Below are 15,942 nucleotides of genomic sequence, written 5' to 3'. Positions count from 1 at the left end.
ATAGCGGTGATGAGCTTGCGGGCAATCCTCTCCGTTTTGGTCTGCATCTTGATACCGGCGTTCTCGGTTGCCGCCGATCAGCGCCTATCCGACCTGCTGCTGCAGATTCAACGCCTGCAACAGGAAGTGCAGCGATTACACGGTCGGGTCGATTTACAGGAGCACGCGCTTTCCACCCTGAAACGCCGGCAACGGGAACAATACCTGGACCTGGACGCACGCCTGCGGGATCGATCGGCAGGCACCTCGCCCCCACCGGCGTCCGGGAATACCATTGGTAGGGAAGCCTTACAGGCACCGCAAGATCTGGCCGCGGCTGATGCGCCATCGACACACTCCCCGCCGGTTTCGGGTACGCCGAACGAGGAACAGCAGGCCTACCATAACGCCTTCGATCTACTCAAGCAGCGCCGCTATGGAGAGGCGGTACGGGGATTCGAAGACCTGCTGGCACGCTATCCGAACGGCGAGTTTGCGGACAATGCACGTTATTGGCTGGGTGAGACCAACTATGTCAAGCGCGACTATGCGACTGCGCTGACCCAATTTCAGCGCGTAACAACAGACTATCCACTGAGTCCCAAGGTTTCGGCATCCCTGTTGAAAATCGGTTACATCCACTACGAGAAAGGCGATTGGCAACGGGCGCGCAGAATATTGCAGAACATGATCGAGAGGTTTCCGGATACCACCGAGGCACGTCTGGCTGCAAGCCGCCTCGAACGCATGACCCGCGAGGGGCATTGAGTGCGATTTTGGTAATTCTTCTGCGCTGTTGCGGTTCACAATCTACTCCATGACCAGAGGCGGCTTAGCCGGCAAATCGGTTAAGATTGGCCTAATTGAGTCACGCATCGACATCGACCCGGATCCGGACCACAATGAGCGGGCCGGACACGAGCAGACGTATCCTGTGTTTGCGTTCATCTGCGTCGGAAGCTATCCGGGGTTATGAGACGAGGTCCGATTGGTTATCGAACGTGAAGCGGCAGCGGGCAATGGGTCGTTGGTTTCCCGGCACCGGCTTGGAGTAAAGAAAGACGATGCAAGTAGCAGTGGAAAACGGGCAAGGGCTGGAGCGGCGGATGACCGTCGGCCTGGAAGCGGATCAGGTCGATGCCGAGGTGGAAAAGCGCCTGCGTGAATTCGCCCATTCCGCCAGGGTGCCGGGATTCCGCCCCGGCAAGGTGCCGCTGAAGGTCTTGCGTCAGCGTTACGGTGGGCAAATGCGCCAAGAAGTCTTCGGCGAGCTGATGCGAACCAGCTTTTCCGAGGCCGTTGCCAAGGAGGAACTGCGACCGGTTGGGGTTCCGCGGATCGAACCCGACATGGATGTGTCCGCCCGGCGCTATGCCTATAGGGCGGTGTTCGAGGTATTGCCCCGGTTCGAGCTGGGTCGTCTGGACGGCAAGACCCTCAAGCGGCCGGTGGCCGAGGTGGCGGATGCGGATCTGGAGGCCATGCTCATGCGGTTGCGTGAGCAGCAAAGGACCTGGTCGGTCGTGGAACGTCCGGCCCAGTTAGGCGATCGACTCAAGATCTCCTATACCGGAACGCTGGACGGCGAGCCGTTCGAGGGGAGTTCTGAGGAAGACGGCCGGATCGAGCTCGGTCTCGGGGACATGCTCCCCGGTTTCGAAGAGGGTCTGATGGGGGTACAGGCGGGGGACGAGCGACGGCTGGACCTCACTTTTCCGGATTTTCCGGACCAGCATCCGTCCGAACACTTGAGTGGGAAGACGGTCGTCTTCACTGTCCGGGTCGGCGAAGTTGCCGAACCGGTGCTGCCTGAGCTGAATGCGGATTTTGCGAGAGGCTTGGGTTTCCCGGATGGAGACCTGGACGGGTTCCGCCTGGAGCTGCGCCAGAACATGGAGCGTGAGCTTAAGGAGTTGATCCAGGCCAGGGTCAAAGAGCAGGTCATGGACCTGTTGTTGGAAGTAAACCGGATCGACCTTCCGGAGGCCCTTGTCCGGGAGGAGATCGGGGCACTCAAGCAGCGGATTCGTCGGAATTTGAGAGGCAGTAACTTCGAGCTCCCCGATGACCTGTTTCGGGATCGGGCCAGGCGGCGGGTGGCGCTCGGTCTGATTGTCGGTGAGCTCATCAAGGCCAACGGCATCGAGGTCGATCCGAAACGGGTACGGGAGATGGTGGAAGGTTTGGCCTCGACCTACGAAAATCCACAGCAGGCCATCGACTATTTCTATGCCGACCAGGAACGCCTGGCGCCGGTAGAGTCCCTCACCCTGGAGAACCAGGTGGTCGACTGGGTGCTGGACCAGGTAACGGTCGAGGACGAACCGACGACCTTCGAGAAGCTGAGCACGCCCGCGGCCGTCGAATGAGATCCGCGGTCGCCATTGCTCAGGTTCCAGGGTGTAGGATGCGGTGAGCGCCCTACCGACTACTCCAGGGATGCCTGCCTGTACCGGCAGCACGGCAGATGGGGCACGGCAGACGGGGGTAGGCCGCGAACCGCATCGATCAGGAAGCCGATGAGGGGCAGCTGTTGACTGGAAGCCTGGTCGGTGGGCATTGCAGTCACACGGAATAGGGCCACACGCGGACCCTGAACTATGAATGTAAGCGGTACGACGAACAACTTATGAGTACAGTTTCCGACCACAATGGGTGGGACCCGAAAAACCTCGGATTGGTCCCCATCGTCATCGAGCATACGGCGCGTGGGGAGCGTTCTTTCGATATCTACTCGCGCCTGCTCAAGGAGCGCGTCATCTTCCTCGTCGGGCCGGTGGAAGACTATACGTCGAACCTGGTGGTCGCCCAACTCCTCTTCCTGGAGTCGGAGAACCCCGACAAGGATATCCACCTCTACATCAACTCGCCCGGAGGTACGGTGACCGCCGGGCTGGCCATCTATGACACCATGCGCTTCATCCGACCGGACGTGAGCACCATGTGTATCGGTCAGGCGGCCAGCATGGGTGCCCTGTTGCTGGCCGGGGGTGCCACCGGAAAACGCTTTTGTCTGCCGCACTCGCGGATGATGATCCATCAACCCCTGGGGGGCTTTCAAGGCCAGGCGACGGACGTGGACATTCACGCCCGCGAGATACTGCACATTCGTGATCGCCTCAACCGGATCCTCTCCCACCATACCGGGCAGCCGGTGGAGAAGGTCGCGGAGGACACGGAGCGGGACCGTTTCATGGGCGGCGAGGAGGCCATGGAATATGGTCTTGTCGACAAGGTCCTCGCCGAACGGGAGGCGGCTTCTACAGCTAGGTCGGATTAGGGCACGCACTGCCGCGTTGAGGTGTGAAAGCCGGTCTGAACGCGCCGTGATCCGACAAAAACTTTTTTAATCCGCAGATTACGCAGATTTCCGCAGAACAGATATTCTCAACCACCGATAACAGTGAATCAGCAACCTCCTCAGGGAAGAACCAAAAGGATGTTCGGCATAATAAATTAAGCGATCATGATTGAAAAAGTATTACTTCTTATCGTTAGTTTTCTTCTCACAGGAATACTTGGTGGATTCTGGGTGCACCGATTGAAACGTAGGTCATGGTCAGAGGAAACGAAGCATGCTCTCTATCAGGCTCGATATAGTGAGGGAGTAGAGTTCTTGGATGATCTATCGGTTTTGGTGGGCCATCGATTCTTTTTGCTGCAGAGGCTCATGTGGGCGATAGAGTCTGGAGATGATGAAAGAATTGAAAATAGAGAAGCATCATATCTTAAAGTGGTAGAAGAATGGAATTCTAAGTTTTGGCGTAATCGTAACAAAATAAGATTGCTTGTAGGAGAAGAGCAATCAAATCATTTTCTGGATTATCGCGATGATAACGCAAGAGGTAAGCCTAAAAGCCTGCACTATAAGTTTGTAATCGCTCATAGAGCTGTGATTCAAGCAAAGGCTAACAAAGAGGATATTAATACCGCAGTCAGGCAGGTTACAGAGCTGAATTGGAAGTGCTCAGTATTTCTTGAGCGTCTTACCTCTGAGTTTTTAAGTAGAGCAACAGAAATCCAGTTACTAACAGTACCTGAGTTACCTGGTAGTGCCGAACAAGCGCATTCAGCGGACGCGCCAAAGGCGCGTGCCGCTGATGTGTAGCGTTATCGGTATTTCAGCACCACTGTACGGGTAGATTCTCTGGAGGATACTGCACATGAGTCTGCGTAGGGCGGATAAGCTTGCGCCATCCGCCGTCGGCCAGTTACCTTCGTCGCTGGCCTAACCCGACCTATGGGCTTCCCGCACGAACTGCATCGATGAGCTGCCGGTAACATGACAAAGTCGATATCTTTATTCAACCACAAAGGCGGAGTCAGCAAGACGACGACGACCTTTAATCTCGGTTGGGTTCTGGCTAACCATAATAGAAAGGTGCTTATTGTCGACCTCGATCCGCAATGCAATCTTACCGGGCTTGTGTTGGGATATGGTGCCGTTGAAAATGAAAAAATGGAAAGTTTCTATTCAAGCAGAGAAAACCTGACAATGAAGCCGATAGTGGAAGCTGCAATAAAAGGGGCCGAGCCGGATATTTTCATAAAATCAGAAAACGGAAAACTCTTTCCAACGGAGAACCCGGACTTGTTCTTGCTTCCCGGACATTTGAATACCTCTGACCTCGATTCACAAATCAGCGTTTCACTGAAAATAGCATCTGGAGTGCCGGCCACCAAAAATGTACCTGGTATGCTCCCTGAAATATTGCATAAAATTTCAAAACGAGAAGATATTGATTATATTATATATGATTTAAGCCCTAATGTTGGCGGATTGAATGAAATCATGGTTATGTCGAGCGATTACTTTATTATACCGACATCCCCGGATTATTTCTGTTTACAAGCCATAGGATCCCTTGAAAAAAATATAAGAAAATGGCATAAAGATGTTATCCGATTTATAGAGGACAATGATTTCTCCGTGGCAAATTTTCCGATACATAATAGCCCGAAATTTTTAGGCGCTATCCAACAACGGTATCGGCCACGAAAGGAAAAGCCAGCTAAATCCTTCCAAAAATGGATAGATATAATAAGAGAATCGATAAATGACAGTCTCGTTCCGTCGCTTGAAGAAATAGATTGTGTGATTGATGGAAAGAAGATGGACCTGGCATTAAAGAATACGGATCTGAAACCGTATGATTTGGCGCATATACCAGACTTCAATTCTTTGATAGCTATAAGCCAACAAGTATCAAAACCGGTATTTTCGTTAACCGACAGTGAAATTGCCGAGGTCGGGAAAGTTTTTGGTCATGCGGAAGAAACAATGCAGGTCAGTAGAGACAATTTTAATCGTGTTTTTACCGACTTAGGCGAAAGAGTATTGAGTTTGACATCGTAACCGTAAGAGTCCCTCTCCCGCCGAGGGTATCGCAAAAACGTGGCGTCAGCTGCCAGTCCGTGAAATTCAAACCACAGAGGACACAGAGAACGCAGAGAATTGGCCGATTCCTTTCCCTGCGTTCTCTGTGGTTCGAAATGACTTTTACGACACCCTCCCGCCGGGAGAGGGGTTGGGGCTCGGCAAGTCCGTAGGGCGGGTTAGGTGCGTACGCCAAGCACCGTGATCGCCGTGGCGGTGGGCGCGCCGTCACCCGTCGGAGGGCGGCCCGTCGGTCGGGTCGGGCAGGGCGATGGAGGTGGCTGGCATACGGCGGATGGCGCAAGCTTATCCGCCCTACGCGGGCTAGTACAGATGCTTTAATAACGATAACATTGAACTAACAGGATCTTCACGGAAGATTTAGCCGCAAATGAACGCAAATGAATCAAGAACCGTCGATGATGGCGAATCGGTCTCGACTGATTCTATGTTGATTGATGGTAAAAAGCGGAACCGCCGAGGTTCGGATTGAGTATGGGAAAATGATCCGGTCGCTTCGATCTATCCACAGATTTTCACAGATTAAAAACGAAACAATCTGTGAGCATCTGCGCCATCTGCGGACAGACAAAGATCATGTGACCTTATTACAACCGATTTGCGTTCATTGGCGTTCATTCGCGGCAAAAAATGACTCCTATACTATCGGTATTTCAGCACCACTGTACGAGTAGATTCTTCGGAGAACACTGCACATGAGTGGCAACAACCGCGGCAAGAACCACGATGCCAAGCTGCTTTACTGCTCGTTCTGCGGCAAGAGCCAGCACGAGGTGCGGAAGCTGATCGCAGGTCCCTCGGTTTTTATCTGCGACGAATGCGTCGATCTGTGCAACGACATCATCCGCGAGGAGATCGAGGAGAGTGTGGGCGAGGCGACCAGCAAGCTGCCCAAGCCCCGCGAGATCAAGGAAATCCTGGATCAGTACGTCATCGGTCAGGAGCAGGCGAAGAAGGTGCTCTCGGTCGCCGTCTACAACCATTACAAACGGCTCGAGGCCGGTGATATCAAGGAAGATATCGAGATCGCCAAGAGCAATATTCTGCTCATCGGCCCCACGGGTTCCGGCAAGACGCTGCTCGCCGAGACCCTGGCGCGACTGCTGAACGTCCCCTTCACGATCGCCGATGCCACCACCCTGACCGAGGCAGGCTATGTGGGCGAGGACGTGGAGAACATCATTCAGAAGCTGTTGCAGAAGTGTGACTATGATGTGGAGAAGGCCCAGACGGGCATCGTCTATATCGACGAAATCGATAAGATCTCGCGCAAATCGGATAATCCCTCCATCACCCGCGACGTATCCGGAGAGGGGGTGCAGCAGGCCCTGCTGAAGCTCGTCGAGGGCACCGTCGCTTCGATACCGCCCCAGGGTGGGCGTAAGCATCCGCAGCAGGAGTTTCTGCAAGTGGATACCGCCAACATCCTGTTTATCGTCGGGGGGGCCTTTGCCGGTCTCGAGAAGGTGATCCGCACTCGCTCGAAAAAGGGAGGGATCGGCTTCGCGGCAGAGGTACAGGGTGAGGATGACCAGAAGAAGATCGGCGAGCTCCTGCGTGAGGTTGAGCCGGAGGACCTCATTCGCTACGGCTTGATCCCTGAATTCGTCGGTCGCCTTCCGGTCATCGCCACGCTCGAAGAGCTGGACGAAGCGGCCTTGAGGCGTATCCTTATCGAGCCCAAAAATGCACTGACCAAGCAATACGCCCGGCTCTTCGAGATGGAAGGGTGCGGCTTGGAGCTGCGCGACGATGCCCTGACGGCAATCGCACACAAGTCGATGGATCGCAAGACCGGCGCCCGTGGCCTGCGCACCATCATGGAGCAAGCCCTCCTCGACATCATGTACGACTTGCCGTCGATGGACAATGTGAGCAAGGTGGTCGTCGACGGCTCGGTCATTTCAGGCGAGAGCGACCCCTTCATCATCTACGATGGGGGCGACCAACAGCTCGCCGCGTCGGACTGACCGGGTGATCGGGTCGACGCATTCAGGTCGCAGAGTGCCGGTTCAGGCGACCCGGCCACAGGTGGGGCCGAAAGGGTGTTGAAGTAAGACTCCGGGCGCCCGAACTTAGCTTTCCCGAACAGACGCAATATTCTTAACTTCCGTTTTGCCTATTCTTTCGGTACTGTCGGGACCGGAGCCCAAGGCCCAGGATGGCACACCAAAGAGGCGAGACATCAGCTGAGCACAGAGTTTCCATGGCCCAGAACGATATACCCGGCTCTATAAATAAGGTCGTTTCCCAGGACGTACCGGTTTTGCCGCTGCGCGATGTGGTGGTCTACCCTCACATGGTCATTCCGTTGTTTGTCGGCCGCGAAAAATCCATCCGGGCGCTCGATAGCGCGATGGTGAACGATAAGCAGATCCTCTTGGTCGCACAGAAGAGCCCGGATGTGGACGACCCGGGAGTCAAGGATTTATATGGTGTGGGAACTCTGGCCAGCATCCTGCAGCTGCTCAAGCTTCCGGACGGTACCGTCAAGGTGCTGGTGGAGGGCAATCAACGGGCGCAAATCGACACCTTCATCACCACTGAAGACGCCTTCTCCGCCAATATCCTGCTCCTGGTCGAGGTCATGGAGGCGGACGAGCGGGAGCAGGAAGTCCTGATGCGCTCGGCCATCGGCCTGTTCGACCAATATGTCAAGCTCAACAAGAAGGTCCCCCCCGAGGTATTGACGTCCTTATCGAGCATCGATGTGGCCGGCCGGCTGGCCGATACCATGGCCGCTCACATGTCCCTGAAGCTGGACGAGAAGCAGCGCGTCCTGGAAGTGATCGAGGTGCAGTCCAGGCTCGAGCATCTCATGGGCCTCATGGAGGCGGAGAACGACATCCTCCAGATGGAGAAGCGGATCCGGGGCCGAGTGAAGCGGCAGATGGAGAAGAATCAGCGGGAGTACTATCTCAACGAGCAAATGAAGGCCATCCAGAAGGAACTGGGCGAGATGGACGAGGCCCCCAGTGAAATCGATGATCTGGGCAAGCGCATCGAAGCGGCGGGCATGCCCAAGGGCGTGAAGGCCAAGGCGCAGTCGGAGCTCAACAAGCTCAAACTCATGTCCCCCATGTCCGCGGAGGCCGCAGTCGTTCGCAACTATGTGGACACTCTGATCAACGTGCCCTGGAAGAAACGCACGCGCATCCGTAACGATATCAAGGTTGCCGAAGCGGTGTTAGAGGCCGATCACTACGGATTGGAGAAGGTCAAGGAGCGGATCCTCGAGTACTTGGCCGTACAGCAGCGGGTACGCAAGCTCAAGGGGCCGATCCTGTGTCTCGTCGGTCCCCCCGGGGTCGGCAAGACCTCACTGGGACACTCGATTGCGCGGGCCACCAACCGCAAGTTTGTGCGTATGTCCTTAGGGGGTGTGCGCGACGAAGCGGAGATCCGCGGCCACCGGCGCACCTATATCGGTGCCTTGCCGGGGAAGATCATCCAGAATCTATCCAAGGTGGGATCGCGTAACGCACTCTTCCTCCTGGACGAGATCGACAAGATGGCCATGGACTTCCGGGGCGATCCGGCGTCCGCGTTGCTCGAGGTGTTGGACCCGGAGCAGAACCACACCTTCAACGATCACTACCTGGAGGTGGATTTCGACCTCTCGGAGGTGATGTTCGTGGCGACGGCGAATACCCTCAATATTCCGCCAGCCCTCTTGGATCGCATGGAAGTGATCCGTCTTTCCGGTTATACGGAGGACGAGAAGCTCGCGATCGCCGATCGCTATCTCATCCCCAAGCAGATGAAGAACAATGGTCTCGAAAAAGCAGAGATCGCCATCCGCGAGAGCACGGTTCGGGACATTATCCGCTACTATACGCGCGAGGCCGGTGTGCGCAACCTGGAGCGGGAGCTCTCGAAGATCTGCCGTAAGGTCGTCAAGGATATACTGCTCAAGAAGCGCGTTTCCTCGGTGGTCGTAACCCCCAAAGCACTTGAAAAATACCTGGGGGTGCAGCGGTACCGTTTCGGGCGCGCGGACGCGTTCGATCAGGTGGGTCAGGTCACGGGCCTGGCCTGGACAGAAGTGGGGGGTGAGCTGCTGCGGATCGAATCCACCCTGGTCCCGGGCAAGGGCAAGTTCACCTACACCGGGCAGCTTGGAGACGTGATGCAGGAATCGATCCAGGCAGCCATGACCGTGGTGCGCAGCCGCGCCCAGGCCTTAGGGATCGATCTGGAGTTCCACCAGAAGCTCGATGCCCATATCCATGTTCCCGAAGGCGCGACGCCGAAGGATGGACCCAGCGCTGGAGTGGCCATGTGCACGGCCCTAGTCTCCGCCCTGATCAAGGTCCCCGTGCGCTCGAATGTGGCCATGACCGGAGAGATCACCCTGCGGGGCGAGGTGTTACCTATCGGGGGACTGAAAGAGAAACTACTGGCCGCTCATCGCGGCGGGATAGATACGGTAGTCATCCCCCAGGAGAACGCACGCGACCTGACCGAAATTCCCAGGAATATCAAGCAGAATCTGGATATTCGGCCGGTGCGCTGGATAGACGAGGTGCTGGATATCGCCTTGAGCGAGCTGCCTGAAGTGAAGGCAGCCGACCCGGAGGCAGCGGAGCCGGCCAAGGCCGAAGCGTGTGAACCGACACCGGAGGCCGCCAAGGAGCAGGGTATAGGTGCGCGAACCCATCACTGAACTCTGAACTAAACTGTAAGAGCCTGTCTGGCTTACGACTGTTCTACTGCGGAATCGAGAAGGACCGGTCAGATTTCCCGCTCGATCTCGTTAAATAGGTCCACTATTCGCCTCGATCGAGCGCAAAATCTTATCTTTTGCCCCTCGATCCCTCGCTACGAACGCGTAAGCCAGACAGGCTGTAAGCGATAGGATATAGTTGTGAGCGACCGGTAAGCATGCTGCAACTCAGGTGCGGAACCGGCGTCGGTTGACAGCTATAGGGGTGACCGCTATAGAGTCAGCGGACGCGAGAGCGGTATTCAGGGTCGGATCCAACGAGGTATTGGATGGGCCCTTAAACTCAACAGGGGAGGGGGGATGAATGAACAAGTCGAATCTTGTCGAGGTAATGGCGGAGGCAGCGGACATTTCCAAGTCGGCAGCAGGTAGGGCCTTGGATGGCTTGACGGATGCCATCGCCGTCGCGTTGAAGGAGGGAGACACCGTATCGGTGATCGGTTTCGGCACCTTTTCCGTAAAGGAGCGGGCAGCGAGGACGGGACGCAATCCCCAAACAGGTGAGACAATCGAGATCGCCGCCTCGAAAGTACCGACGTTCAAGGCTGGAAAGGCGCTGAAGGATGCAGTACAATAAAGTATCGTCTTCCGGGTGCTTAGCTCAGCCGGGAGAGCATCGCCCTTACAAGGCGAGGGTCGCAGGTTCGAGCCCTGCAGCACCCACCAGGCGGGCACGGAGTGCCGAGTAAGCATGGAGTGGTAGTTCAGTTGGTTAGAATATCGGCCTGTCACGCCGAGGGTCGCGGGTTCGAGTCCCGTCCACTCCGCCAAAAAATGACAGAACCGGCATCGAGGAGGCGGGGTATCCTGTGGGATACCCCGTTTTCGTTGGGGCCGCGTGTGGGTAGTGCCTAATGTGTAGTGATGAGCTTGCTACTGAGCCTTTTCCCTTTTCGATGGGATGACTACACGATCACTACATATTAAGTACTATCCGCGTGTGAACAGCCCCGAGGATTTCCAAAGCAATCAGCCATGTTGCAGACGATTCGAGAACGTGCCCAGGGTTGGATCGCCTGGGTGATCGTAATCTTCATCAGCATTCCCTTCGCGCTTTGGGGTATCCAGTCCTATCTGGGGGTCGGCGCAGAGCCGGTAGTGGCGACGGTCAACGGGGTCGAGATCACCGAACGCGAGCTCGACGATCACTACCGGGGGTTCAAGGCCCGACTGCGGGACCGGCTGGGGGCTGCCTACCGTCCGGAGCTGTTCGACGACAACGCAATGCGGGGCCAGGTGCTCGATCAGATGATTCGGGACAGTCTTCTGATGCAAACCGCCGAGGATCTGGGGTTGCGTGCCTCGGATCGGGAGCTGCGTGGCTCCATCCTGAGCGACCCTGCGTTTCAGAAGGACGGGCAGTTCGACAACCCAACCTACGAACGCATGCTCGAGCTACAGGGCATGGTTCCCCACCAGTTCGAGGACGAGCTACGCCGGCAAATCGTGGGTACCCAGCTATTGCGGGCCATCGTTGCCACGGAGATCCTGCCGGACAGAGCGCTCGAAGCGGCCGTTCAGCTCGATCGTCAACAACGGCGTCTGAGTTTCATCCGTGTGCCCAAGTCCGCCTTCCTGAGCGAAGAGCCGGTTTCCGACGAGGAGGTTACCGCCTACTACGAGTCGAACCGGTCGCGGTTTCAAATTCCGGAGCGGATACGGATCCAATACCTGGTGTTGGATGCCAGATCCATTGCTCCACCCGAGGTTCCCGGTGAGCAGGAATTGCGCGAGCACTACGAAGCGGAGAAGGACCGCTTCACCCAGCCTGAAAGGCGTCGTGTGCGTCATATCCTGATCGCCCTGGACGCGGGGGCCGACGCGGCGCAAGAAGACGCGGCTAAGGCGGCTATCGCAGAGATCCGGGAGCGGATTGCGGGTAGAGAGGGCTTTGCCGCCTTAGCAAAGGAGCTGTCCCAGGACCCGGGATCGGCGGCGCAAGGCGGGGACCTCGGATTCATCGAGCAGGGGTTGCTGGACCCGGCCCTCGATCAGGCTGCATTTGCCCTCGACCCGAGCCAACTCAGCGAGGTCATCCGCAGCCGCTTCGGCTACCACCTGATCGAGGTCACCGGAATCGATCCGGGGGAGACCAAGCCCTTCGAAGCGGTGAAGCCTGAGCTCATCGCTGACCTGGAGCAGCGTGGTAACGAAGGCCTGTTTTTCGAGTCGACCGAGCGTCTGGCCAACCTCAGCTATGAGTCGCCGGACAGTCTGGAGCCCGCGGCTGAGGCCCTTGGCCTTGAGCTTCAGACCAGCGGTTGGATCGATCGCTCCGGTGGGGAAGGCATCCTGGCTTACCCCAAGGTGCTCGGCGCCGCCTTCAGCGATGAGGTGCTCCTGGAAGGTAACAACAGTGATCTCATCGAACCCGATCACGACCAGCTGCAGGCGGTTGTACTGCGCGTACTAGAGCACGAAGAGGCAACCGCCAAACCCCTGGACGCGGTCCGCGACGAGATCGTGACCATCCTGCGCGACAAGCAGGCCGCGGATGTGGCCGCTGCCAAGGCCACTGAACTGGCGGATGCCCTGACCGCCGGCGGGACCCTATCAGTGATCGCCGGGGACTACCAGGTGGAGGACTTCGGGTTAGTCGCGCGGGATGCGGAGCAGATACCGGCACAAATCCTCGATTTCGCCTTTACCCTGAGTCGCCCGAATCGAGGCAGCGAAAACTACGGCAGTCTGTCCCTGAATAGCGGGGATGGTGCCGTGGTGATCCTGACCGAAGTCGTGGACGGCTCCCTTGAGGACCTGGACGAGGCGACCCGTGACCAGATACGCAAGGGTCTGACGCGGGACATTGGCCGCGCCTACTACGAGAACCTGTTGGTAGATCTGGAGAGCCGGGCCGATATCACCCGCAGCTCGTTAGGGAAAGTGACGGAAGAAGAATAGAGAAAGAAAAGCACGATTAATCCAGTACTCTGGGCTTATCCCGTTCATGATCCACAATACAAAAGAAACCGAAAGGACGGTCGGTGTTGTTTTTTATCTGATGGGGCTGATGTGGAGCTATGTAAGCAATGTCATTCACTTTCAAATCAAGAGTCCTGCTCCCAGCAATAAGCGTACCCGAACCTCGGATTCCTATAATCACATGTTCATGCTTATGGGTTTCATAACTGGTGTAACCTTTAGGCTGAACTTCAAAGTAACGAACATCAAAGGCTGTTTTCTCACCAAATTTGCCTGTTAGCTCTATGCGCTTGACACTATGGAAGCTGTTCCCGCTGGTATTTTTATAATTGTCGGGTCCCGGATGATTGCGCGGACTTTTTTTAAACAGCTGGGGCTGCTGTGCGTACCATTCTTGGAGTGTCTGAAGGGGCGTTTTGTGTTGCAAGTTTTTCTGCGGGATGTGGTAATTATACAGGTAGACGAAACCGTTGGTCCTGCGATTCGTTCCACCTGGCCCGCTATCTCTTTAACGGTCAATGGCTTGGACGTCAGCGATAGAACCTGAAAGATGGCGTCTCTCACTTGTCCGGGGAAATTTCTGGTAGTTTGCCGTTCCATTGGGCGATATGGTAGACGTCCAGACGTCCTATAGTCAACGCAGAACTCTACCTTGGTCAAATCGAGTAGGGTCGAGTAGCTAAGGGCTGTTAACATTGATCCGCTGCGGTGATGGCGCCTGGTGGAAGATACATACTAAGAGCCTGTCTGGCATACGGCTGTTCGACTACGGAATCGAGAAGGTACAGAATCGAAGAGGCCCGGTCAGCTTTCCCACTCGATTTCGTTAAATAGGCCCGCTATTGCCTCAATCGAGCGGAAAATCCGCCTCGACCCCTTGATCTCTCGCCACGAACGCGTAAGCCAGACAGGCTCTAAAGTGCGAAGGCGCGCAGATGTGAGCATGGTCAAGTCGAATCCGTAGCGTTCGCCTGCTCCGTAACGCATGACGGATTTCTCCTTTACGTTCTTTTGTTCCGCAACTTTAGACATACCGGCGTCGATACAGGATTATCCTGCCGGGTTCAATCCCGATTGCTTCGGTTGCCAGGAGGCATGATGCGGCTTATTCTGCCCCGCATTGGCTCGGCACTCCTGGTGGTCTTCGGCGTCTGCACCCTGGTGTTCCTGCTGATCCATCTGGTGCCGGGTGATCCGGTGGAGGCCATGTTGGGGGAAAGCGCCCGACCGGCGGATCGGCAGGCATTGCGCGCCGCCTTGGGTCTCGACCGACCGTTGGGCGAGCAGTATCTGCGTTATCTCGGCGGGCTGGTCCGTCTGGATCTGGGTCAGTCGTTCCAGTTTCAGCGCCCGGTGGCGGACCTGCTCGCCGAACGTATCCCCGCGACCCTGGAGCTGGCCGGGACCGCCCTGGCCCTGGCCCTGGCAGTGGCGGTTCCACTCGGGGTGTTGGCGGCACGGAATCAGGGCGGGGCGCTCGACTCCGGGGCCATGGGCCTGTCTCTGCTCGGTATCTCTATCCCCAATTTCTGGCTCGGGCCCCTGTTGATCCTGGTCTTTTCCCTGTGGCTCGGTTGGACCCCGGTGAGCGGGCGCGACGGCCCGGTGAGCCTGATCCTACCCGCTATCACCCTGGGCTCGGGGCTGGCGGCTGTCCTGGCACGCATGGTGCGCGGTAGCGTGCTGGAGGTATTGGGGGAGGACTATGTCCGCACCGCCCGTGCCAAGGGGCTGTCCGAGGCCACTGTGGTTCGACGCCACGCCTTACGCAATGCCTGGCTGCCGGTGCTGACCCTGATCGGCCTCCAGCTGGGGGGACTGCTCGGGGGGGCCGTGATCACGGAGACTGTCTTCGCTTGGCCGGGGATCGGCAGCCTGCTGGTGGAAGCCATCCAGAACCGGGACTACCCAGTGGTTCAGGCCGGCGTGCTGCTGATCAGCCTGGCGTATGTGCTGGTAAACACCCTGACAGATCTGGTCTACGCCTGGGTAGACCCCCGGATTCGGCTGGCCTGATGCGGGGGGTAGGCGCTTGGTTTCCGGTCACCGCCCTGCTGGTGTGGGCACTGGTTGCCCTGGCGAGCCCCTGGCTGCCGCTCACGCCCGATCGCATCGAGCTGCCCGGGATCCTGGCGCCACCGGGGCCGGATGCACCACTCGGCAAGGATGACCTGGGCCGACCGGTGTTGGATCGGCTCCTGATCGGCGCCCGTACCTCCTTCGCCGTGGGGCTGGGCGTGGTGGCCCTGTCCACGGTCCTGGGGGCCTTGGTGGGCGGAATGGCGGCCCTGGCCGGTGGCTGGGTGGATTTGACGCTGGTCCGGATCATCGATGTCTTTCTCGCCTTTCCCGGCATCCTCCTCGCCATCGCCTTGGCGGGCATCATGGGACCGGGGATCGACAATGTGATCATCGCCTTGGCCGCCGTGGGTTGGGTCGGCTATGCGCGTCTGGCACGCTCCCAGATCCTGTCCCTGAAGCAGCGTGACCATGTGGTCGCGGCCCGCGCCCTGGGGGCGGGACCCAGTCGGGTCTTGCTGCGCCACCTGTTGCCCTTGGCGGTGGCGCCCCTGATCGTGGAGGCGACCTTCGGCGTCGCCGGGGCCGTGATCGCCGAGGCGGGCCTCTCCTTCCTCGGACTCGGTGTGCAGCCGCCCCAGGCCTCCTGGGGCAGCATGATCCGGGACGGCGTAGGTTATATGCTGGTGGCGCCTCATCTGGTCTTGGCCCCGGGACTTGCGATCCTCTCCGTCGTGCTGTGCGTCAACCTGGCGGGAGACGGCCTGCGGGACAGATTGGATGTCCGCTCGGCCCGGCGGTACATTCAGCAATCCTGAATGATTTGGCGCTGTTTGGGGGAAAAGATCCCTCCTGCGTCGGGACAAGAAAGATCCCTCCTGCGTCGGGACAGGGTTTG

13 protein-coding genes and 2 tRNA genes are annotated in these 15,942 nt (G+C 57.5%); 13 read left to right on the top strand and 2 right to left on the bottom strand.

Annotation, left to right across the window (positions count from 1 at the left end):
- Positions 1-9: 9 nt before the first annotated feature.
- Together ybgF and tig are read left to right on the top strand one after the other, a co-directional pair.
- Positions 10-747 (top strand): tol-pal system protein YbgF, encoded by a 738-nt coding sequence (gene ybgF / locus BQ17_RS02470; RefSeq protein WP_089724138.1) that lies wholly within the window; start codon positions 10-12, stop codon positions 745-747.
- A gap of 296 nt (positions 748-1,043) precedes the next feature.
- On the top strand, positions 1,044-2,348 hold the full coding sequence (gene tig, locus BQ17_RS02465) for a trigger factor (protein ID WP_089724137.1): 1,305 nt from the start codon (positions 1,044-1,046) through the stop codon (positions 2,346-2,348).
- Between the two features lie 59 nt (positions 2,349-2,407).
- On the opposite strand, the gene BQ17_RS21320 is transcribed toward tig, so the two are convergent.
- Positions 2,408-2,563 carry a hypothetical protein gene (locus BQ17_RS21320; protein ID WP_176722255.1) on the bottom strand — a complete coding sequence of 52 codons (156 nt, stop codon included), beginning with the start codon at positions 2,561-2,563 and terminating at the stop codon, positions 2,408-2,410.
- 45 nt (positions 2,564-2,608) lie between these two features.
- Between BQ17_RS21320 and clpP the strand changes: the two genes are divergently transcribed.
- The 9 genes from clpP (at position 2,609) to BQ17_RS02420 (ending at position 13,004) form a co-directional block, all read left to right on the top strand.
- A complete protein-coding gene (gene clpP, locus BQ17_RS02460) occupies positions 2,609-3,259 on the top strand; it encodes an ATP-dependent Clp endopeptidase proteolytic subunit ClpP (RefSeq protein ID WP_089724136.1) in 651 nt (216 codons plus the stop codon).
- A 186-nt stretch (positions 3,260-3,445) separates the two neighbouring features.
- Entirely contained in the window at positions 3,446-4,087 is a 642-nt protein-coding gene (locus tag BQ17_RS02455) for a hypothetical protein (protein ID WP_089724135.1), read from the top strand.
- A gap of 174 nt (positions 4,088-4,261) precedes the next feature.
- The gene (locus BQ17_RS02450; RefSeq protein ID WP_089724134.1) at positions 4,262-5,335 is read left to right on the top strand and encodes a ParA family protein; all 1,074 of its coding nucleotides are present in this window, start codon (positions 4,262-4,264) and stop codon (positions 5,333-5,335) included.
- A 737-nt stretch (positions 5,336-6,072) separates the two neighbouring features.
- Positions 6,073-7,347: an ATP-dependent Clp protease ATP-binding subunit ClpX gene (clpX, locus tag BQ17_RS02445; protein ID WP_089724133.1), complete on the top strand. Its 1,275-nt coding sequence runs from the start codon at positions 6,073-6,075 to the stop codon at positions 7,345-7,347.
- 236 nt (positions 7,348-7,583) lie between these two features.
- The gene (gene lon, locus BQ17_RS02440) at positions 7,584-10,043 is read left to right on the top strand and encodes an endopeptidase La (RefSeq protein WP_089724132.1); all 2,460 of its coding nucleotides are present in this window, start codon (positions 7,584-7,586) and stop codon (positions 10,041-10,043) included.
- A gap of 364 nt (positions 10,044-10,407) precedes the next feature.
- On the top strand, positions 10,408-10,680 hold the full coding sequence (locus BQ17_RS02435) for an HU family DNA-binding protein (protein WP_089724131.1): 273 nt from the start codon (positions 10,408-10,410) through the stop codon (positions 10,678-10,680).
- 13 nt (positions 10,681-10,693) lie between these two features.
- A tRNA-Val gene (locus BQ17_RS02430) sits at positions 10,694-10,769 on the top strand.
- A 27-nt stretch (positions 10,770-10,796) separates the two neighbouring features.
- Positions 10,797-10,873, top strand: a tRNA-Asp gene (locus BQ17_RS02425).
- Between the two features lie 205 nt (positions 10,874-11,078).
- On the top strand, positions 11,079-13,004 hold the full coding sequence (locus BQ17_RS02420) for a SurA N-terminal domain-containing protein (protein WP_089724130.1): 1,926 nt from the start codon (positions 11,079-11,081) through the stop codon (positions 13,002-13,004).
- Between the two features lie 16 nt (positions 13,005-13,020).
- Here BQ17_RS02420 and BQ17_RS02415 read toward each other — a convergent pair whose 3' ends face one another.
- Positions 13,021-13,452, bottom strand: coding sequence for a cupin domain-containing protein (locus tag BQ17_RS02415; protein WP_176722254.1), 432 nt, complete (start codon positions 13,450-13,452; stop codon positions 13,021-13,023).
- A gap of 668 nt (positions 13,453-14,120) precedes the next feature.
- Between BQ17_RS02415 and nikB the strand changes: the two genes are divergently transcribed.
- Positions 14,121-15,041, top strand: coding sequence for a nickel ABC transporter permease (gene nikB, locus BQ17_RS02405; protein ID WP_089724127.1), 921 nt, complete (start codon positions 14,121-14,123; stop codon positions 15,039-15,041).
- A complete protein-coding gene (locus tag BQ17_RS02400) occupies positions 15,041-15,862 on the top strand; it encodes an ABC transporter permease (protein WP_089724126.1) in 822 nt (273 codons plus the stop codon). Before nikB ends, BQ17_RS02400 begins: the two co-directional genes overlap by 1 nt.
- Positions 15,863-15,942: the final 80 nt, after the last annotated feature.

The sequence above is a fragment of the Candidatus Thiosymbion oneisti genome (assembly GCF_900092655.1).
Taxonomy (GTDB): Bacteria; Pseudomonadota; Gammaproteobacteria; order Chromatiales; family Chromatiaceae; genus Thiosymbion; species Thiosymbion oneisti.
This window is presented reverse-complemented; position numbering and strand designations above follow the sequence as displayed.